The sequence below is a fragment of the Mesorhizobium loti CJ3sym genome, from assembly GCF_000472785.1.
GTDB lineage: Bacteria > Pseudomonadota > Alphaproteobacteria > Rhizobiales > Rhizobiaceae > Mesorhizobium > Mesorhizobium loti_E.
On the sequence record NZ_AXAL01000002.1, the window covers coordinates 21042 to 39185 of the forward strand.

General features: G+C 64.0%; 17 protein-coding genes. 7 read left to right on the forward strand and 10 right to left on the reverse strand.

The features are described 5' to 3' along the window. Window positions 1-32: 32 nt before the first annotated feature. On the forward strand, window positions 33-752 hold the full coding sequence (locus A3A9_RS0104600) for a 3-keto-5-aminohexanoate cleavage protein (protein ID WP_027057721.1): 720 nt from the start codon (window positions 33-35) through the stop codon (window positions 750-752). Between the two features lie 4 nt (window positions 753-756). On the opposite strand, the gene A3A9_RS0104605 is transcribed toward A3A9_RS0104600, so the two are convergent. Further along, window positions 757-2277 carry an AMP-binding protein gene (locus tag A3A9_RS0104605; RefSeq protein WP_082221875.1) on the reverse strand — a complete coding sequence of 507 codons (1521 nt, stop codon included), beginning with the start codon at window positions 2275-2277 and terminating at the stop codon, window positions 757-759. 29 nt (window positions 2278-2306) lie between these two features. Beyond that, window positions 2307-3122, reverse strand: a complete 816-nt coding sequence (locus A3A9_RS0104610) for a p-hydroxycinnamoyl CoA hydratase/lyase (protein WP_027057723.1) — start codon at window positions 3120-3122, stop codon at window positions 2307-2309. A gap of 126 nt (window positions 3123-3248) precedes the next feature. Between A3A9_RS0104610 and A3A9_RS0104615 the strand changes: the two genes are divergently transcribed. Continuing rightward, window positions 3249-3722 (forward strand): MarR family winged helix-turn-helix transcriptional regulator, encoded by a 474-nt coding sequence (locus A3A9_RS0104615; protein WP_027057724.1) that lies wholly within the window; start codon window positions 3249-3251, stop codon window positions 3720-3722. Between the two features lie 10 nt (window positions 3723-3732). On the opposite strand, the gene A3A9_RS0104620 is transcribed toward A3A9_RS0104615, so the two are convergent. The 3 genes from A3A9_RS0104620 to gcvA form a co-directional block, all read right to left on the reverse strand. Next, window positions 3733-4416, reverse strand: a complete 684-nt coding sequence (locus tag A3A9_RS0104620) for a YoaK family protein (RefSeq protein ID WP_027057725.1) — start codon at window positions 4414-4416, stop codon at window positions 3733-3735. Further along, window positions 4413-5543 (reverse strand): NAD(P)/FAD-dependent oxidoreductase, encoded by a 1131-nt coding sequence (locus A3A9_RS0104625; protein ID WP_027057726.1) that lies wholly within the window; start codon window positions 5541-5543, stop codon window positions 4413-4415. Before A3A9_RS0104625 ends, A3A9_RS0104620 begins: the two co-directional genes overlap by 4 nt. Window positions 5544-5635: 92 nt before the next feature. Beyond that, window positions 5636-6535 carry a transcriptional regulator GcvA gene (gene gcvA / locus A3A9_RS0104630; protein ID WP_027057727.1) on the reverse strand — a complete coding sequence of 300 codons (900 nt, stop codon included), beginning with the start codon at window positions 6533-6535 and terminating at the stop codon, window positions 5636-5638. A gap of 127 nt (window positions 6536-6662) precedes the next feature. On the opposite strand from gcvA, the gene A3A9_RS0104635 reads away from it, so the two are divergent. The 3 genes from A3A9_RS0104635 to A3A9_RS38265 all read left to right on the forward strand — a co-directional run bounded on the left by A3A9_RS0104635 (window position 6663) and on the right by A3A9_RS38265 (window position 8633). Further along, window positions 6663-7367 carry an SDR family oxidoreductase gene (locus A3A9_RS0104635; protein ID WP_027057728.1) on the forward strand — a complete coding sequence of 235 codons (705 nt, stop codon included), beginning with the start codon at window positions 6663-6665 and terminating at the stop codon, window positions 7365-7367. A 123-nt stretch (window positions 7368-7490) separates the two neighbouring features. Then, on the forward strand, window positions 7491-7940 hold the full coding sequence (locus A3A9_RS0104640; RefSeq protein WP_027057729.1) for a hypothetical protein: 450 nt from the start codon (window positions 7491-7493) through the stop codon (window positions 7938-7940). A gap of 33 nt (window positions 7941-7973) precedes the next feature. Next, entirely contained in the window at window positions 7974-8633 is a 660-nt protein-coding gene (locus tag A3A9_RS38265; protein ID WP_152536064.1) for a hypothetical protein, read from the forward strand. Window positions 8634-8741: 108 nt separating this feature from the next. Here the strand turns inward: A3A9_RS38265 and A3A9_RS38270 are convergent, their stop codons facing one another. Continuing rightward, on the reverse strand, window positions 8742-11144 hold the full coding sequence (locus tag A3A9_RS38270) for a putative bifunctional diguanylate cyclase/phosphodiesterase (RefSeq protein WP_245278976.1): 2403 nt from the start codon (window positions 11142-11144) through the stop codon (window positions 8742-8744). A 215-nt stretch (window positions 11145-11359) separates the two neighbouring features. Further along, on the reverse strand, window positions 11360-12583 hold the full coding sequence (locus A3A9_RS0104655; RefSeq protein WP_245278986.1) for a cytochrome-c peroxidase: 1224 nt from the start codon (window positions 12581-12583) through the stop codon (window positions 11360-11362). Window positions 12584-12826: 243 nt separating this feature from the next. On the opposite strand from A3A9_RS0104655, the gene A3A9_RS0104660 reads away from it, so the two are divergent. Next, the gene (locus tag A3A9_RS0104660; RefSeq protein WP_027057731.1) at window positions 12827-14359 is read left to right on the forward strand and encodes an acid phosphatase; all 1533 of its coding nucleotides are present in this window, start codon (window positions 12827-12829) and stop codon (window positions 14357-14359) included. A gap of 230 nt (window positions 14360-14589) precedes the next feature. Here A3A9_RS0104660 and A3A9_RS43845 read toward each other — a convergent pair whose 3' ends face one another. Both A3A9_RS43845 and A3A9_RS0104675 read right to left on the reverse strand, forming a co-directional pair. Then, window positions 14590-15423: a hypothetical protein gene (locus tag A3A9_RS43845; RefSeq protein WP_152536065.1), complete on the reverse strand. Its 834-nt coding sequence runs from the start codon at window positions 15421-15423 to the stop codon at window positions 14590-14592. Between the two features lie 141 nt (window positions 15424-15564). Further along, the gene (locus A3A9_RS0104675; protein ID WP_027057733.1) at window positions 15565-16161 is read right to left on the reverse strand and encodes a DUF922 domain-containing protein; all 597 of its coding nucleotides are present in this window, start codon (window positions 16159-16161) and stop codon (window positions 15565-15567) included. A 134-nt stretch (window positions 16162-16295) separates the two neighbouring features. On the opposite strand from A3A9_RS0104675, the gene A3A9_RS0104680 reads away from it, so the two are divergent. Further along, window positions 16296-16793 (forward strand): hypothetical protein, encoded by a 498-nt coding sequence (locus A3A9_RS0104680; RefSeq protein WP_027057734.1) that lies wholly within the window; start codon window positions 16296-16298, stop codon window positions 16791-16793. A gap of 44 nt (window positions 16794-16837) precedes the next feature. Here A3A9_RS0104680 and A3A9_RS0104685 read toward each other — a convergent pair whose 3' ends face one another. Continuing rightward, a complete protein-coding gene (locus A3A9_RS0104685) occupies window positions 16838-18142 on the reverse strand; it encodes a c-type cytochrome (protein ID WP_027057735.1) in 1305 nt (434 codons plus the stop codon). Window positions 18143-18144: the final 2 nt, after the last annotated feature.

The following is an 18144-nucleotide window of genomic DNA, read 5'->3' on the forward strand; positions in this document are numbered from 1 at the left end:
GATAGATTCAGCCAACTGTCGAAGGAGGGATCATGATAGTCCAGGCCTGCATCAACGGCGCGCGTCAGCGCGATTTCCATCCAAGGCTGCCGCTCACGGCCCAGGCAATGGCCAGCGATGCGGCCGCCTGCGTGGCGGCTGGTGCGGCCGAACTGCACATGCATCCGCGCGGCGCGGACGGACGCGAAAGCCTGGCTGCTGTCGACGGAACCGTGCTTGCCGTGCGCCAGGCCTGCCCGGGCACGTTCGTCGGTGTCTCGACCGGCGCCTGGATCGAGAACAATGTCGCGCGGACCCGTGCGGCGATCTCCGGTTGGCGCGAGCTGCCCGACTATGCCTCGGTCAATCTGTCGGAGGCCGACGCGCCCGCCGTGATGGCGCTGCTGCGCCACCGTGGCGTCGGCATCGAGGCCGGGCTTGCCACGATCGCCGACGCCGAGCACTTCGTGGCGCTTGCCGACCACGACCGGGTGCTGCGCATCCTGATCGAAATCGACATCCAGGATTTGTCCGCCGCGTTGGACGAGGCGCACGGCATCGAAGCTGTCCTCGAACGTGCCGGAGTGCGGCGGCCGATCCTTCTGCATGGCGTCGACGCCACCGTCTGGCCGTTCGTGGAGCTTGCCTACGACAAGCGCTGGTCGACGCGCGTCGGGCTGGAAGACGGCAAGACGCTGGCTGATGGAACAGTGGCGAAGGACAATGCGGCAATCGTCGCGGCGGCCGTCGCTATCTTCCGGTCGGCCGGCTGAACGCTCAGTCCTGCCCGCCGGCTGGTTCTGTCCATGTGCGAAGGATGTGTTTCTGGATCTTGCCGGAGGCGGTGCGCGGCAATGTGTCGATGAGCAGAAACTCCTTCGGCACCTTGTAGCGGGCGATGCGGGCGCAGCAATGGTTTGCCAGATCGGCCGGATCGACAACGCAACCGGGTTTCACCACGACGAAGGCGCGCCCGACTTCGCCCCAGCGCTCGTCGGCAATGCCGATCACGGCTGCCTCGGTGATGTCGGGATGATCGAGCAGCGCTGTCTCGATTTCGGCCGGATAGACATTCTCGCCGCCGGAGATGAACATGTCCTTGCGGCGGTCGACGAGGGTAACGAAGCCTTCGTCGTCCTGCCGTGCGATATCGCCAGTGCGGAACCAGCCATCGGCGGTGAAGGCACGCTCCGTCTCTTCCGGCCGGTTCCAGTAGCCTGATGTGACCGAGGGACCGGACAGCCATATCTCGCCTGGCACGCCGGCCGCGACGTCGTGGCCGTCCTCATCGACAATGCGCAGACCGATCATCGGTGCCGGCAGGCCGGCCGAGCCGGCCTTGCCCGCGATCCGGTCGGCCTCGACCGGCATGCCAAGCACGGTGCCGGCCTCCGTCATGCCGAAGCCATCGACCATGCGGACGCCCTGCGCGAGCCACCAGTTGATATCGGCGGCCGGATTTGGCGCGCCACCGGTGAAGATGGCGGTGAGCGAGCTCCAGCGTCCCGGCGCAAAATCCGGGTGGTCGCGCAGCATCCTGGCCATCTGCGGCACGCAGAAATAGTGGGTGACGCCGAGCGCAGGATCGGCGAGGCGGCGATTGGTGGCGCCGGCGTCAAAGCCGGGTGAGATCAGCACCGTGCCGCCCTGCAGCAGCGGCGGACGCAGATTGGTGATGAGGCCGATGACATGGAACATCGGCGCGTCGCAAAGGAAAATGCTGGCATTGCCGACGCGCCCCAGAACGCCGAAATTGACCGCGGTGGCGAAGGCATTGCGCTCGGTGACGATGACGCCTTTCGGCCGGCCCGAAGTGCCAGACGTGTAGAGGATGATCGACGGCGCATCGCCGGCGGGCAGGGGACGACGCGGTGCCGGTGCCTGCGCCTCAACCGCTTTCGCCAAGGTGGCGACTTCGACAGGGATACAGCGCTTGGTCAGCGCCAGGTCGATGGCGGCGTCATGCAGCAGCAGCACCGGGTCGCAGTCCTCCAGGATCGCCTGCTGTTCGGCGGCGGCGAGCCGCCAGTTGAGCGGCACGAAGATGGCGCCGAGCCGCATGGCGGCCTGCTGCAGGATCAAGAGATCGACGCTGTTGCGGGCAAGCGTGGCGATCCGTTGCCGGGGCTTGACGCCGTAGCCGGTTTCGAGAGCGCCCACGGCGCGCAGGATGGCCTCGTCGAAGGCGCGATAGGTCCAGCGCCGGCCGGATGCCAGGTCGACACAGGCGAGGCGATCCGGCTGCGCGCCGGCATGCAGGGCCACGGGGTCAGGTGTTGTCCAGTCCGGCATTCGCATCTCCTCCCAGATTGCGTCGGTGGCTCGCGTCACCTTGCCTTGTCGTAAGCGCCGAGACCGGGCTTGTAGCTCTTTTCGTCGATGAACTGGCGGATGCCTTCCTTGCGGCCCGAATTGTCGTGGAAGTTCGCCGCCTCCTGCGCCCGCACCAGATAGTCCTCGGCATTGTCGTAGGTCATCTCGGCGACGCGCCGGATGGCGTCCTTCGTGGCTTTCAGCGCAATCGGGTTCTTCTTCAAAAGGATGTTGGCGACCTCGGTGACGCGCGCCTTCAACTCCGCCAGCGGCAGGCTTTCATTGACCAGTTTCCAGGCGGCGGCCTTCCTGCCGTCGATGAGTTCGCCGGTCAGCGCGTGGTACATGGCGTCGCGCATCGACAGGAGGTCGACCACCACCTTGGTGGCGCCGCCGCCGGGCAGGATGCCCCAGTTGATTTCGGACAAAGCGAACTGTGCCTCGTCGGCGGCGAAGGCGAGGTCGCAAGCGAAGAGCGGACCATAACCGCCGCCAAAGCACCAGCCATTGACCATGGCGATGGTCGGCTTGCCGTACCAGCGCAGGCGCCGCCACCAGCCATAGGCCTCCGACTGCGCCTTGCGGATGGCGCCGAGCCCCTTGGCTTCGGTCTCACGAAAATACTCCTTGAGGTCCATGCCCGCCGACCAGGCGCTGCCTTCGCCCGACAGCACCAGCACGCCGACATCGTCGCGGAACTCGAGCTCGTCGAGAACCTCCATCATGCGCCGGTTGAGCGCCGGGTTCATGCAATTGCGCTTGTCGGGCCGGTTGAAGCGCACCCAGGCGATGCCGTTCTCGACATCGAAGGCAACGGTTTCTTCGGTCATGGTCGGCGTCCTCCCGTTTCGTATTGGTGTTGGTGGAAATTGCTATGTTTAATAGCTATCATGATTGCTATGTTGCATAGTCTTTTTCGCTTGACAAGAGGGGTGATCGCGGCGATCGGTTGCAACATGGATGATACAAAGGTTCACGCCAGTACTGCCGCGCCAGGCGCGATGACTGAGGACGCGCTCGACGCGCAGATCGGCTACAATCTGAGGCGCGCCTCAGCCTTTGCCTTGAATGATTTCGCGGTCGAGCTGGCGGATGCGCCGCTGCGCCCGGTGACCTACGGCATGCTGGCGCTGATCGACGAGAGGCCCGGCATTCGCGCCGCCGAACTCTGCCGCCTGCTCGGCATGAAGAGCGCCAACATGGCGCCGCTCTTGGCCGAACTCGAGGAGCGCGGGCTTGTCGAGCGCGACGACCATGCCGAGGACAAGCGTGTGCGGGTGCTGACGCTGACGCAGGCAGCCAGACAGGCCATGCCGACATGGCGCCAACACGTCCGCCGGCACGAGGACCGGTTCCTGCACCGGCTGACGAAAAAGGAGAGGGCAACGTTGCTGCGCATGCTGCGCCTGATCTGGACGGACGAAGACTGAGGGCCGGCGGCTACTTGGCTTCTTCGTTGGGGGTGGAAAGCCGCAGCACCAGCGCGGCGAGCGCGATCACCGGCGGGACGACGAAGCACCAGACATTGGCGAAGGCAAAGCCGAGAGCGGCCGCCGCGCAGCCGGCGGCGAACACGGCGACCGCCGCCGCCATGCGCCGGAGGCGGGCAATGAGCGCCGGGCGGGCCTCCGGCGCTGTGCCGCCGATGAGGTCGGCGATGTCTATCATGATCTGGGTGGTGCTGCCGGTCATCAGCGTCGAGGGCGGGGCTGCCGCCAGATGGACCCGGTGCACGGCGTTCTGGATCGCCATCGCGGCGACCAGCACCATGCCGGTGACGATCGCGGCCGCGCCGTCGCCGCTGGCAAAGGGGCCAAAGTGGATGGCGAGCGCGCCACCGATGACAAGCAGCGCCAGTTTGGTTCCGAGCAGGGGCCCGAGCGCCTGATGTCCCCGCCGGCGCAAGTGCTCGCCGGCCAGCCGGGTCCGGATGACGACGATGCAGAACACCGGCAGCGCCAGCAGCTTTGCCGCGACGCCTGAAATGCCGAGCACGAGCGAGGCGCCGAGCGTGACGAAATTCCCCGTCACATGGGCGGTGAACAGGCCCTGGAGCGCCAGGAAGCCGGCGGTGTCGACATAGCCGCCATTCAGGCTCAACAACAGCGGCAGAGCAGGCCTCATGGCGTCGCCTGGCCCAGGAAGCGGTCGGGCGCCAGTGCCGCGGCGGTGACGCCGAGTGCCGTGACATCGCCGGGCAGGGGCTCGCCGCGCATCAGCGCCGCGCTGAGACGTGCCAGTGTCAGCGATACCTGAAAACCGTAGCCGCCCTGGCCGCCGAGCCAGAAGAAGCCGGGCAGGCGCGGGTCGAAGCCGGCAACCGGCGTGCGGTCGGGCGCGAAGGTTCGCAGGCCCGCCCACGGGGTCGAGGGACGGCCGATGCGCATCGACGTCGCCTGCTCGATGCGGTCGACGGCTATGGCGACGTCGATGTCTTCGGGCCAGGCGTCGCAAGGCTCGGAATCGGTCTCGTCGGCGAGCGAGCCGATCAGCCTGCCGGCATCGGGCTTGAAGTAGAATTGTTCATACAGATCGACCACCAGCGGCCAGCCGGCTATGTCGGTGCCGACAGGCGGGTCGAACAGGAAGGCGGTGCGCCGTTTCGGCTGGAAGCCAAGGCCGGAGAGCCCCGCCATGCCAGCGACGACATCGACCCAGGCGCCGGCGGCGTTGACGACGATGTCGGCCTGATGGGTGCCGGCATTGGTGGTGACGCGGAAGCTGCTTCCGGCACGTGCGATCTCGCGGACCTCCTCGCAGGTGCGGATGATGCCGCCGCTGGCCTTCAGCGCCGAGGCGCTGTCGGCCAGCATCTTGCCCGTGTCGATATCCACCGCGTCCGGTTCATAGACGCCGCCGCAGGTGGCCTCGACGGCAATGACCGGAACCAGCGCGTGCAGCTCGGCCGCCGACAGGCGGCGCACGCTGGGCACCAGCGCCTGCAATTCGCCGGCCAGCCGGTCTATTGCCGCGTCGTCGCCGCGCCAGCCGACATGCAGCGCGCCGCGCCGATGGGCGACGAAACCGCCCTCGACTATTTGCTGCCGGCTGGCCAGCGTCAGCCCGCGCACCACCCGGTTGCCATAGGTCTCGGTGAACAAGGCGGCGGAGCGGCCGCTGGCATGATAGCCGAGATGCGGCTCGCGCTCGATGACGGTGACATCAGCCCAGTCGCGCAAGGCCGCGGCCAGGGAAAGCCCGGCAATGCCGCCGCCGATGACGATGATTCTTTTGGAGGGATTCGACTGCATCCATCTGTCGTATCGCCGCGCCATGGAGCTGACAATGTCGTAGCGACCGAACCTTGGTGATTGTCTGTGAAGCCGGACGCGTTGCCGCCGGTCTAGACCGGCTGGCTCTCCCCCGCATCGAGCAGCCATTGCCGCACGGCTTGCGTCGGTTCGGGATGGCGCTGCTTTCTCGGCATCACGACATAAAAATCCTGCGTGCCGCGCATTTCGCCTTTGACCGGCTGGACCAGCCGCCCGGCGGCGAGATCGGCGGCGACGAGGAAGCGGCTGGCCAGTGCGATGCCCTGGCCGGCGATGGCCGCGTCGATTGCGAGGCTGGTCTGGTTGAAGCGCATGCGTTTCAGTTCGGTCGTCATCTTCAGGCCGACAGCCTTCTCCATGAACTCCGGCCACAGATTGTGCGCATCGTGCAGCAACACATGATGCTGGATTTCGGCCGCGGCGATTTCGGTTGTGCCGGCCGGCAGCAGGGCCGGGCTGCAGATGGCGATGATCTGCTGGGGAAACAGCAGGTCGACGATCAGGCCGGCGCCAAAGGGCGGGCGACCCTGGCGCACGGCGATGTCGACGCCATCTGCCTGAAAACTCGACAGGCTCTCGCTGGCCAGCACGCGCAGGTCGACCAGCGGATTGTGCGCCACGAAATCCTGCAGCCTGGGGATCAGCCATTTGGTGGCGAAGCTCGGCGTCACGCTGATGGTCAGCCGCGCCGGTTCGGGGCGCAACAGCAGGGTCGCCTCCGAGATCAGGTCGAAGGCGCGGCGGATGTTGGGTACATAGGCGCGGCCCTCGTCGGTCAGCGCCAGGCCGCGCGGCAACCGCTCGAACAGCTTCGTGCCGAGATCGGCCTCCAGCCCGCGAATGTGCTGGGCAACCGCCCCTTGCGTGACGTTCAGCTCCTCGGCGGCGATGCGGAAGTTGAGATGGCGCGCCGAGGCCTCGAAGGCGCGCAGCGCATTCAACGGCGGCAGGCTGAGGAAGGCTTCGGGCATGCAGGAGTTTTTCTACTGGTTGATTTCAGGCATTCTGGTTCGAACAGGTTGGGAAAACCAGCTATATCAATGCTCAGATCCCGAAAACACCGCTTGCGGTGCCCGCCAACCCTGAGAGGAAAATCCGATGAGTGTAGAAAAAGTGGCCGTTGTGGTGGCTGGTGGCAGCGGCATGGGCGCGGCGGCGGCGAAGCGCCTGGCGGCTGACGGGTTCAAGGTCGCCATCCTGTCCTCGTCGGGCAAGGGCGAGGCGCTGGCCAAGGAGTTGGGTGGGCTCGGCGTGACCGGCTCCAACCAGTCGAACGACGATCTGCAGCGGCTCGTCGACCTGACGCTCGAAAAGTGGGGCCGCATTGACGTGCTGGTCAACAGCGGCGGCCATGGCCCGCGCGCGCCGATCCTCGAGATCACGGACGAGCAGTGGCACACCGGCATGGATGTCTATCTGCTCAACGTCGTCAGGCCGGTGCGCATCGTCGCGCCGCAGATGGTCAAGCAGAAGGGCGGCGCCATCATCAACATCTCGACGGCCTGGGTGGCCGAGCCGAGCCCGATGTTCCCGACGTCAGCCGTGTTCCGCGCCGGCCTCGCCGCCTACACCAAGATCTTCGCCAATACTTATGCCGCCGACAATGTGCGCATGAACAACGTGCTGCCCGGCTGGATCGACAGCCTGCCGGCCACCGAAGAGCGCCGCGACAACGTGCCGATGCAGCGCTATGGGACGAGTGAGGAGATCGCCGCGACGATTGCGTTCCTGGCGTCGGAAGGGGCGGGGTACATCACCGGGCAGAACATCCGCGTGGATGGGGGCGTTATACGGGCGCTGTGAGGGAGGCAGGTGCCGCATCTCGGCGGGCACTGATATCAAGCGGTGGTCGGACCCGGCTGCGGCGTTCGACCATTGCGCGATATGCTTCGAACGGTCATCCTTGGCCCATAAAGAGGAGGGACCATGTCTGACACTTTTCTGCGCCTGGTTCCGACTGACCCACACTGGCATCCCGACGAAGCGGCTGCCACGGCAGCCGTGAAGATTGCGCGCGGATTGTTCCCGCTGACCGAGCATGTCGCCGTCGAATACGAGGAAGGCGTGACGTTCTTCGACGCCGGAGCCAACACGGACAGCATCTATTGCCCATTCTGCGGCAGCGATCTGGAGGATTGGTGGGGCGACACAATGGATCAGGCCGCCGCGTCACGCTTCGAAGACCTTTCGGTCACTACGCCGTGTTGTCACAAGACCACATCGCTGAACGATTTGCGCTATGTCCGGCCGGCGGCGTTCGGGGTCTGCGCGCTGACCGTGGTGAATCCCGGTGTGGCCACCCTGGCCAGCGAGCAATTGCGGACGATCGAGCAAGCCATGGGCTCGCCGCTAAAGGTGATCTGGCAGCATTTGTGAGACTCAGTTGATATCAGGCATCGGAGGCATGGCGTGACGAGCTTTCTGAGTGAGGTCGAGGGTACGTTTCCCTCACTTCTGCGAATGCCGGAAGAATTGCAGATGGCACTTCAGTGGATGGAGGAAAACGGCTTTGTTCGAAACCACTCCATTCGCTTTGCTTCGCTGTACCCGGCGACGGTGGAGCAAAAACAGGGAATAAGTCGTACCCATTTCACCGTCGTCGATCCTGACCTGATGAGAGCTTGGCTTGGCAATGACGATGCTTCCGCGACGGGACGAGTTGCGCCCTTCATCGTTACAGGTGGCGAGGGGTCGCAGGCCGGAATCTGGATGGACGACAACGGCGTGCAGCGCTTCGTGCATCTGGGATCCGGATCAGGATCGACCTTGTCCTGTGTGCTGGCGGACAATGCCGTCGATTTCTTGCGCTTGCTAGCCATCGGCTACGAAGAAATCTGCTGGCCAGAAGTCTTCACACTGACGCCTGAGGACGCCTACACAAATGAGCATCGCGGGGATGAGCACGCTATTCCTTACCGCGCGCCCGTCGAGTTCAGGCATTGGGTCGAATCCACTTTTCATGTGACTGTGCCAAGGACTGCTTCCGAGATCGTCGCGTGCGTGGCGGATATGGATGCAGCCTTTTCGGACGATCCGTTCTGGCAATGGGCTCGAAAGGCAGCCGGATGATCGTGCTGGCTGAAGCTCCTGTGCTCAAGTCGACAGGTCGCCGAGAAGCCGGCGGAGTTGAGGGCGAACGCGGACGCGCAGTAATAGCCGGCTAGCGCTCCACGCTGCCTAAGCCGTCAAGGCCTCTGGCTGGTCAAAAAGCGCATGAAGCTCGGAGACCGGCATTGGGCGGCCAAACAACCAGCCCTGGACATCCGTGCAGCCATTCTCCCGGACCAGGCGATACTGGTCTTCGGTCTCGACGCCTTCGGCGGTCGTCGTCATGCCGAGCGTGGTGCCGAGTTCTGCGACGGCCTTGACGATCGCGCGGCTTTCGCTGCTCTCGCACATCAGGCTGACGAAGCTGCGGTCGATCTTGATGCGGTTGAACGGGAACGACCTGAGATAGCTCAGCGAGGAGTAGCCGGTGCCGAAATCGTCCATGGCTATGGAGATACCGAGGTCGCGCAGGCTGTGCAGCGTTCTCACCGTGTTTTCGTTGTTCGCCAGCAGCACCGACTCGGTGATCTCCAGTTCGAGCCGCGACGGCAGCAGGCCCGAAGCCGCGAGCGCCGAGGCAACCTGAAGCGATAGTCCCTGCTGCTTGAACTGGGCCGGCGAGAGATTGACCGCGACCTTGACGTGCAGGGGCCATTTCGCGGCGTCGGCGCAAGCACGCCGCAGGATCCACTCGCCAAGCGCATCGATGACAGCCGTTTCCTCGGCCAACTGGATGAACTCCGACGGCGGCAGCAGACCGAGGCGCGGATGGTTCCATCGCACCAGCGCTTCGAAGCCGGTGAGCTTGGAGGTCTTTGCGTCGTGCAGCGGTTGATAGTGCAGAACGAACTGCTCTCTGGTCACGCCGAGAGCCAGTTCGGATTCCAGCAGGCGCCGCTCCTGCAGTCTTGCATCCATTCCCGGCTCGAACGACCTGCAGGTGCCACGACCCTCCATCTTGGCCTTGTACAGAGCAAGGTCGGCATTGCGGATGAGGGTTTCCGAACGTTGCCCGTCGTCGGGGAAGACGGCGATGCCGATGCTGCCGCCGATGTTGATCTTGTGGCCCTGGATGGAGAATTCGTCGGACAGGGCATGAATGACGCGGCTTGCCAGCACGCCGGCCTCGTCGTTGCCGTCGAGCAGGAGCTGAAGGATGACAAACTCGTCGCCGCCTATTCGCGCCACCATGGCGGTTTCGCCGGCATGCTGTTTCAACCGCTTCGCCACTGCCCCGAGAAGCTCGTCGCCAACCGGGTGGCCAAGCGTGTCATTGACCGGCTTGAAACGGTCGAGGTCGACGCAATGGACCGCCAGCTTCTCGCCATCCCTTAGGCTTCTCAGCGCCTCGTCCATGGTGTCGGCCAGGAGGCCCCGGTTAGGCAGGCCGGTGAGAATGTCATGCGTGGCGAGGTGCTGGATCTCGGCGGTGCGTTCCTCGACCCGCAGTTCCAACGTCTCGGCGGCATTCGCCTGCATCATCATTGCGCGCCCGATCGCATACCAGCAGGCCAGCGCCAGCAGCGTGACCACGGCGACCGCCGCATAGCCGGCCAACTCGAATTCCCGCACGGACTGGGCGTCCATGTTGGCGTCGAACCGGCTGTTGGGAAAACCGGCCCAAAGACGCCATGCGCTTCTGGGATCGTTGAGCGAGAGCGGGATGACTTCGGAATAGATCAGATTGGGGTCGGCCGCCGTGAAGGCACGGGAATCGGCGGCGAGCGCCGTCGACATCTTGTGCTGGTCGGATTCGAAGCCGTAGCCCGAATTGGCGATGACATAGTCGGTGCTCGGCAAGAGTTTGCGCAGCGCCGAGGTGAGCATGATCGCCGAGACGGAGCCGCGCAGACTGCCATCCGCGCCGAACACTGGGACCGAAAGGATGAAGCCGGAGCGATCGGCATCATTGCCGGTATGGATGAAATCGGTGTTGTCGCAGGTGATGAGCTCCTTGGTGCCGATGATCGGCACGTTGAGCCCGTCGATGGCGCTTGAATTCGGATAGTTCGCCTTCAGCCAGGCAAGCTGCTTGGCCAGCTCATGGTATTCATAGGTTTCGACCTCTTCCGGGGGCCGGGTCAGCGCATTGTCGTCGAGCTTCGCGTGCTTGGCGCCGCCGGCGGCATCGGATCGCGCCTTGGCATTCACGATCAGCTGGTCGAACTGAAGGATCGGCTCCTCGAGTTTGCCGGTCGCGGCATCGAAGCGATCCGGATCGAAATCCAGCGGCAGGAAGTAGACCTCGGAAATCGAGACGTTGTTGGCGAGGTTGTTGTAGATCTGCTGGATCGTCGCGCGGCCTTCGTCGCCAAGGTTCGTGCCATGCCGGTCGAGGTTGCGGACGCTTGGCAGGTAGCTCAGCGTGCGCACATTCTCGTAGACGGCCCGCAAGGCGTCTTCCACCGTTTTGGCTGTCGTCCTGGCCGCCGCCTGGGAGTTTTCGATATAGCGTTGCCTGGCCAGCGCGTAGTCGCGCTGGCTGTCGATGCGCAGCGCCACCAGCATCACCGCGCCGGTCACAAGGATCACAGCAAATCCGACTGCTCGCCTGAATGCGTTCATCGGCTCCCACCATCAATTGGTGAGGGATACTCCAGAGCGGTTTAGGAAGCGCTAATGAGGAAGCACGAATGAGAACGTCTTCTTTGCTGCCCCGATGCTGCCGAGCACGTCTGGCGTGATCCAGAAACCTGCGTTCGCGGGTGCGGGCGAGCCGAGACCGAGGCCTGCCCAAGACCCAGGGTTCAATTCACCGGTGCCGCCCCTGACTGCTGGTCCGCATCGGTCAGCGTGCCGAGGAAGGTGACGATGTCGTCGATCTCGGCATCGTTCAGCGCCGGCTTGTCGCCGGGCTTTTTGCCGTTGAAGGGCGGGTCCTGATTCAAGTTCGGCCAGTAAGCCTTTGGCAGATCGTCATATTTTCTGACCGTGCCATCGGCATTTCTGGAATACCAGTGGCCTGGATCCGTGTCGCGGCTGGCGTAGAAGGCGACCGCGTCGCGCAGCGTGTGGAAGGTGCCGTTGTGGAAGAAGCTCTTGCGCAGCGCGACATTGCGCAGCGTCGGCGTCTTGAACAGGCCGCAATATTCGGTCCGGCCACGAAAATCGGTGCGCAGTGGGCCGCACAGGCCGAGATCGATATAGGCGGGGTCGGCATTGGCCGGTATGGAAGCATTGCGTGGCACGGCGATGGCGATCAGGCCGAAATCGGTGAATTGCGGCGGCTCGCCGTCATTGGTGGGTTCGCTGAGATGACAGCTGGCGCAATTGCCCTTGCTCTCATCCTCGAACAGCGCGCGGCCGCGCATTTCCTGCGCTGACAACTGAGCCTTGCCGGCGAGGAAGGCGTCGTAGCGGCTGGAATAGGGGTAGAAGTCGGCAGCGCTCTGCTCGAAGGTGCCGAGCGCTTCGGCGGCGGCGTCGAAGGCATCGCCGGGGTGGTCGAACACGTCGTCGCCGAAGGAGGCCTTGAATTCACCGGCATAGGCTGATTTGCGCAAGGCTGATGTGACGGCGGCCCCGTCCTTGTTGGCCATTTCGAAGGGCGAGAGCAGGGGGATCTTTGCCTGGTCCTTGCCATGGTCGGCGCGGCCGTCCCAGGTCAGGCCGCCGGTCGGGCCATTGTCGACGCTCTCGTCACCCTCGTCGTCGGAATCGTAGAAATGCTCGGTGAAGGCGGGTGCCGCCTGGAGGTAGCGCAGCGAGGGGACGGCGCGCACGCCGGGCTGGTCGAGGTTCGGACCGCCCATTTCGACGGGTGAGGCCGAGGCAGGGCCGAAGGCATGATGCGGATCATGGCAGGACGAGCAGGCCTGCTTGCCCGAGGCCGACAGCGCCGGGTCGAAGAACATTTTTTTGCCAAGCGCGGTCAGCGCCTCGGCGCGTGCATAGGCCTGCACGCGTGACATCGGGCCGGGGTGGACGCCATCGGGTTCCGCCGTGTTTGCGGGCGCGACGAAGCTTACCATCGATACCGCGGCGACCACTGCCGCCCGGCTTTTCCATCGTCCCATTGCCATAGCTGCAGTCCGTTTTCGATCCCGCAACTAAGTATCCTGTGCAACGGATTCATGACCCAGCCTGACGTTCACGAAACCGTGTTCGAGGGCTCGGCAAATGTCACAAAGGTGACAAGGCATGGAAGTAGCTCCATTCCTGTATTTTCGTTGCCCATGCGTGCCGTCCTCCAGCCAGCCACGAGGCATCTTTCCATGATCAGGTCTTTTCTCTCGCTTTGCCTCGCCTCGACGGCGCTGGCGTCGTTCGCCGGCGTGGCCCACGCCGCTCCTCCCGGCTACGACAGGATCGACACCGTCGTCGTCATCTATGCCGAGAACCGCAGCTTCGATAATCTCTATGGCGGCTTCCCCGGCGCCAATGGGCTGGCGAATGTCTCGGCCGACCAGGCGCGCCAGCTCGACCGTGACGGCACGCCGCTTTCCGAATTGCCGCCGGCCTGGGGCGGGCTGACCGCCAAGGGGGTGACGCCACCGGTGACCGAGGCGCAGTCGGCGCATCTCGCCAATGCCAGCTTCGCCATCGACGACGCCAGCGGCTTCAACGAGAAGACATCGGTCGTCACCCGCGACCTCTGGCACCGCTTCTACCAGGAGCAGATGCAGATCGATGCGGGCAAGAACGACAAGTTCGTCGCCTGGGCCGATTCCGGCGGTCTCGTCATGGGCCATTATGACGGCTCCGGCCTGCCGATGTGGGCGGTGGCGAAGAAATACGTTTTGGCCGACAATTTCTTCCAGGGCGCCTTCGGCGGCTCGTTCCTCAACCATATCATGCTCGCCTGCGCCTGCGCGCCGGTTTATCCGCATGCCGACACCAGCCCGGTGAAAGGGCAGATCGCCGTCGTCGAGGCCGATGGCAAGACGCTGAAAGTTGCCGACAACTCGCCGGCCTCGGCACTTGGCGGCGCGCCGAAATTCGTCAATGACGGCGCCATCACTCCCGATTTCTATGCCGTCAACACCATGCAGCCGCCCTATCAGCCTAGCAACAACAAGCCGGCCGAGGGCGGCGACAAGGCGCTGGCCGATCCGTCCGTGGCAAGCACGCTGCCGCCGCAGCATGACATCACCATCGGCGACTTGCTGTCGCTGAAGGGGATCGACTGGGCCTGGTATGCCGGCGCCTGGCAGGCCACGCTCGACGGCAAGAACGCGACGCCGGTGCCGAACTTCCAGTTCCACCACCAGCCGTTCAACTATTTCGCGGCCTATGCGCCGGGTACAGCCGCGCGGACCGAGCATCTCAGGGACGGTGGCCTGGATGGCACCGAGTTCATCAAGGCGATCGACGACGGCAAGCTGCCGTCTGTCAGCTTCTACAAGCCGCAAGGCAATCTCAACGAGCACAGCGGTTATGCCGATGTGACCTCTGGCGACCAGCATCTGGCCGACCTCGTTTCGCATCTGGAGAAGAGCCCGCAATGGAGCCACATGCTGGTGGTCGTCACCTATGACGAGAATGGCGGCTTCTGGGATCATGTCGCGCCGCCCAAGGCCGACCGCTGGGGCCCGGGCAACCGCATCCCGGCCTTCATCATCTCGCCCTATGCGAAGATGGGCACGGTCGACCACACGCAATACGACACGACCTCGATCCTGCGCTTCATCACCGCGCGCTACGACCTGCCGGTGCTTCCGGGCATCGTCGCCCGCGACAAGGCGCTGGCCGGCAATGGCGAGCCGCCGATGGGGGATCTGAGTGCTGCGCTCGATTTGAGCCGGTAGGGCGGCGACCGGGAAACAGACTTGTCTGCGTCAACTTCCGGCACCGGCTATTGCGGTGCCGGAAGTGTGGCCTGCGCCGGATTGTAGTCGTAAAGTTCGAGCGCGACCGCAAACGGAAACTGCCAGCGTGTGTCGGGGTAGCGGCGAACCACCTTCATGAGCCTATGGTTGCCCTGCGTGACCCACAGTTCCGCCGCTGCGGTGTAGGGAAAGTTTTGCCACGTCGCCGCTTAGTGAAGGAGCTTGCCCGAGGCCGAAGATTCCTCGCCCACCAATTTGCAGGATGTGAATTTTGGCCCCATGCGATCCATGATGGAAAAATAGGCTTTGCCGTGTGGCAGCCATTTGTCGGCGAAGGCATATTTTGTGTAGGAATTGTCGTCGGCTACACGCATGGCCTGGTAAGGCTTGAGCGAGCCATCGTCCTTCACCTGGTATGTCGTGATCGTGTATCGCGGCGGCCGATTGCCTTGCCGATAGGCATTGTTAACATCAAGGCATGAGGGATCGGGTCCCGGAGTGCTGGCTCCTGTAACCGAACTGCTGGCAGTTGTGTCGTAGGCGTAGACGTCCAGAGCAACCGCAAAGGGAAGTTGCAAGGGGCGGCCTTTCGGATAGCGCCGAAGCATTTTCGCCAGCCGGTGGTCGTCGCTAGTGATCCACAGTTCCGCCTTGGTCACGTAGGGAAAGCCGTGCCAGGTCGCTGCGTAGTGAAGAAAGCTTCCCTTCCTGTCTAGTACTTTGCAAGACGTGAATGTCGGCCCCATCCGATCCATCAAAGGAAAGTATGCTTCGCCGTTCGGCAGCCATTTGTCGGAGGCGGCGTATTTTTTAAAGGAAGCACGTTTGGTAACCTGCAGGACCTGATAAGGTTTCAGTGAACCGTCGGCCTGCACCTCATGCGTCGTTATTGAATATTGTTCGGGTCTCTTTTCCTGATCGTATGCCTTATCGACCTCAGAACAGGATGGATCTGGCTTTGGTCTTCCACTGGCCTGCGCCCACGAGTTGGAAATAACAATCGCGAGCGCAATTGCTCCGGCATAGGTAAGAATTTTTGCCATGACGACCCGCGCGAAAAAGATGTTCGGAACTATAATCCCTGATTTACACGGTTATTTATTCGCGTGCCAGCGGTGCAGTCGCCAGTGGCGCGCCGCCGATGGGCGACTGAGTGGAGCGTTTGGTCTGAGCCGGTAGGGCGCTCACCCGCCATTCACCAAAGCGAGGACAAGCTTCTGCAAATTGCCGCCCTGGCCGAGTTCGACACGGTCGAAATCGCGGCTGCCCTGTATCCTCGCTTTCGAGATCGCGTCGAGCCGACGGACCACCTCGGCCCTGGTCTTGCTGCATTTGGGATCGTCAGTGACGGTCAGTCCGTCTGTCACGGCTTCGATGTCATGGACCATCTGTATCATGCTGGCGCCATGCACCTTCTCATGGGCGCTGACGCCGGCGATGAACACTTCCCATTTCTTCTGCACGGCCGGCGGCAGCGGCGCGGAAGGGCTTGGCAAGGTGTAGGTGATGACCAGTTTCGGATTCCTCGCCGTCAGCACGCAGTCCTTGCCCCTGGGCTTGTAGTCCCTGACCCCCCAGGTCAGCTTGAAGTTGGTGTAGGCGATGGCGCGGGTAATACCGACATTCGGCCCGTTCTCGCCGATCGACCGGTAGAGCTCCAGCCCGGACTGGCCTGAAATGGCGTAGGTCTCGACCTTCTCGACCGGCTTCCACGCGGCATGAGCGGTCACCGGCAAGGCCACCAGGGCGGCCAGCAAAAGACACAGACGAACTCGCGACACGATGTTCACCAAACCGGGCTCTCCAAACCGGGGCCGAGCGCCCGTGCCGAACAGGCAATGCCACCGCACCGCTTTTCCTATATGGTGCCAGCCAGTGCTGCAAATGCCTTAGAGGCAGTCAATCGGGGGAAATCATGAAAGCGGGATATCTCGTCGTCGCCGGTGCCGTGGCCGCGTTGCAGGCCGCGCAGCCGGCTTTTGCCGCGTCGTGCAGCGGCTGGAGCGCGAAGATGGAGGACGACGAAGGCGGCAAGGTGCTGACCGCCTCGGTCTGTGGCGGGCCGAAAGGTGACGCGTATCTGATGCTGACCTGTTTCGACACGCCGATACTGAGCTACGATCTCGGCTCCAGCGGCCAGCAGACGGAGCCCGGAGCCAGCGGCGCTTTCGACTTCAAGGCCGACGGCAAGACGTTGACCGAGACGCTGCAGCTCGAGGAAATGTACGGATATTTCGTGGTCAATCTGGCGAAGGCCGATCCGCTGCTCGACCTGTTGCGTTCGAAGGGCGATGTCTCGGTCAGTTCAGCCAAATATGGCGCGATCAGTTTTCCGCTGAAGGGCTCGAGCGGGGCCATCGGCAAGGTGCTGGCGCAGTGTGGCAAGGCGAAGCCCGCGGCTGACGGGGATTGAGACCCGCCGGCGCCCTGGCGTCGCGCCGCCTTGCCGTCAAGGCCTCATTGCGTCCTCGCCTTGGCCACATCCGCCGGCGTGATGGCTGATTGCTTGCCGCCGAAATGCGCCAGGACATAGTTGCCGAGCGCAGCGATCTCGACGTCCGAATAGGCGTTGGCGAAGGCTGGCATGGTTTGCGCGCCTGTCGGCGTCGTCATATGCGCGCCCTTGAGGATGACCTGGATCAGATTGGTCCCGTCGGGGTCGTTGACCGTGCGGCTGCCGCGCAGCGCGGCATAGGGCGTCTGCAGCCCTTCGCCGTTCCAGCCGTGGCAGCTGGCGCAGGCGCCCTGGAACAGTTTCAGGCCAAGCCCGCCTTGCGCGGCTGCGTCGGTAGCCGGAGCATAGGCGGTCGACGCCTTGAGCGTGGGTGGATCGGCCTCTACGATCGCCTGGTCGCTGCTGACCTGCGGCGGCACGGTTCTGACATAGGCGACGATTGACTTGATGTCTTCGGGCGTCAAATGGCGCAAGCTGTAGTCCACCGCTTCGCCCATGCTGCCGGTCGGCGAGCCGCGCCCTTCCGCATGGCCCTTGGAGAGATAGTCGGTCAGCTGCTCGTCGCTCCAGCTGCCGATGCCGGTGCGTTTGTCCGAGCTGATATTGTAGGCCTTCCAGCCCTGCAGTTCGGCGCCGGCGAAGGTCTTGCCGCTGTCGAGGGCGTAGAACAGATTGCGCGGCGTGTGGCATTCGCCGCAATGCGCCATCGCCTCGACCAGATAGGCGCCACGGTTCCAGTCCGCCGTCTGCTGCGGGTCGGGCTGCAGCGGGCCGCTCGGCACGAACAGCAGGTTCCAGAAGCGCATGACGTAGCGCTGGTTGAAGGGGAAGACGAGTTCGTTCCCTGGCGCGTCCGCGCGCACCGGGGGCAGGCTGAACAGATAGGCCTTGATCGCCAGCGCGTCTTCCGTCGTCATCCGCGCATAGGCGGCATAGGGGAAGGCCGGGTAGAGATTTTTGCCCTGGTCGTCGATGCCCTGATGCAGGGCCCGCACGAACTCGGCATCGCTCCAGTTGCCGATGCCGGTTTCCTTGTCGGCGGTGATGTTGGGCGAATAGAGCGTGCCGAACGGCAGCTTGAAGGCGAGGCCGCCCGCATAGGGCTTGCCGCCTGACGTGGTGTGGCAGGCGACGCAGTCGGCGGCGCGCGCCAGATACTCGCCACGATCGATCAGCGCCTGGCCGGTCGGCAGTGCGGCCTGCGCCACGGAGACATCAGGCAGCGACGCCGGCTTGAACAGGAACACCGCGACGGCAGCGGCAATGACCACCACGGCGGCGAGAATGATGAGGCCCAGCCGTTTCATGG

Bases quoted from the DNA above. Each gene is read 5' to 3' on its own strand.
- A3A9_RS0104660 (WP_027057731.1), top strand. From the start codon at position 12,827: ATGATCAGGTCTTTTCTCTCGCTTTGCCTCGCCTCGACGGCGCTGGCG.
- A3A9_RS0104615 (WP_027057724.1), top strand. From the start codon at position 3,249: ATGGATGATACAAAGGTTCACGCCAGTACTGCCGCGCCAGGCGCGATG.
- A3A9_RS0104655 (WP_245278986.1), bottom strand. From the start codon at position 12,583: ATGGTAAGCTTCGTCGCGCCCGCAAACACGGCGGAACCCGATGGCGTC.
- A3A9_RS0104640 (WP_027057729.1), top strand. From the start codon at position 7,491: ATGTCTGACACTTTTCTGCGCCTGGTTCCGACTGACCCACACTGGCAT.
- A3A9_RS0104620 (WP_027057725.1), bottom strand. From the start codon at position 4,416: ATGAGGCCTGCTCTGCCGCTGTTGTTGAGCCTGAATGGCGGCTATGTC.
- A3A9_RS43845 (WP_152536065.1), bottom strand. From the start codon at position 15,423: ATGGCAAAAATTCTTACCTATGCCGGAGCAATTGCGCTCGCGATTGTT.
- gcvA (WP_027057727.1), bottom strand. From the start codon at position 6,535: ATGCCCGAAGCCTTCCTCAGCCTGCCGCCGTTGAATGCGCTGCGCGCC.
- A3A9_RS0104635 (WP_027057728.1), top strand. From the start codon at position 6,663: ATGAGTGTAGAAAAAGTGGCCGTTGTGGTGGCTGGTGGCAGCGGCATG.
- A3A9_RS0104625 (WP_027057726.1), bottom strand. From the start codon at position 5,543: ATGCAGTCGAATCCCTCCAAAAGAATCATCGTCATCGGCGGCGGCATT.
- A3A9_RS0104685 (WP_027057735.1), bottom strand. From the start codon at position 18,142: ATGAAACGGCTGGGCCTCATCATTCTCGCCGCCGTGGTGGTCATTGCC.
- A3A9_RS0104680 (WP_027057734.1), top strand. From the start codon at position 16,296: ATGAAAGCGGGATATCTCGTCGTCGCCGGTGCCGTGGCCGCGTTGCAG.
- A3A9_RS0104600 (WP_027057721.1), top strand. From the start codon at position 33: ATGATAGTCCAGGCCTGCATCAACGGCGCGCGTCAGCGCGATTTCCAT.
- A3A9_RS0104610 (WP_027057723.1), bottom strand. From the start codon at position 3,122: ATGACCGAAGAAACCGTTGCCTTCGATGTCGAGAACGGCATCGCCTGG.
- A3A9_RS0104605 (WP_082221875.1), bottom strand. From the start codon at position 2,277: ATGCGAATGCCGGACTGGACAACACCTGACCCCGTGGCCCTGCATGCC.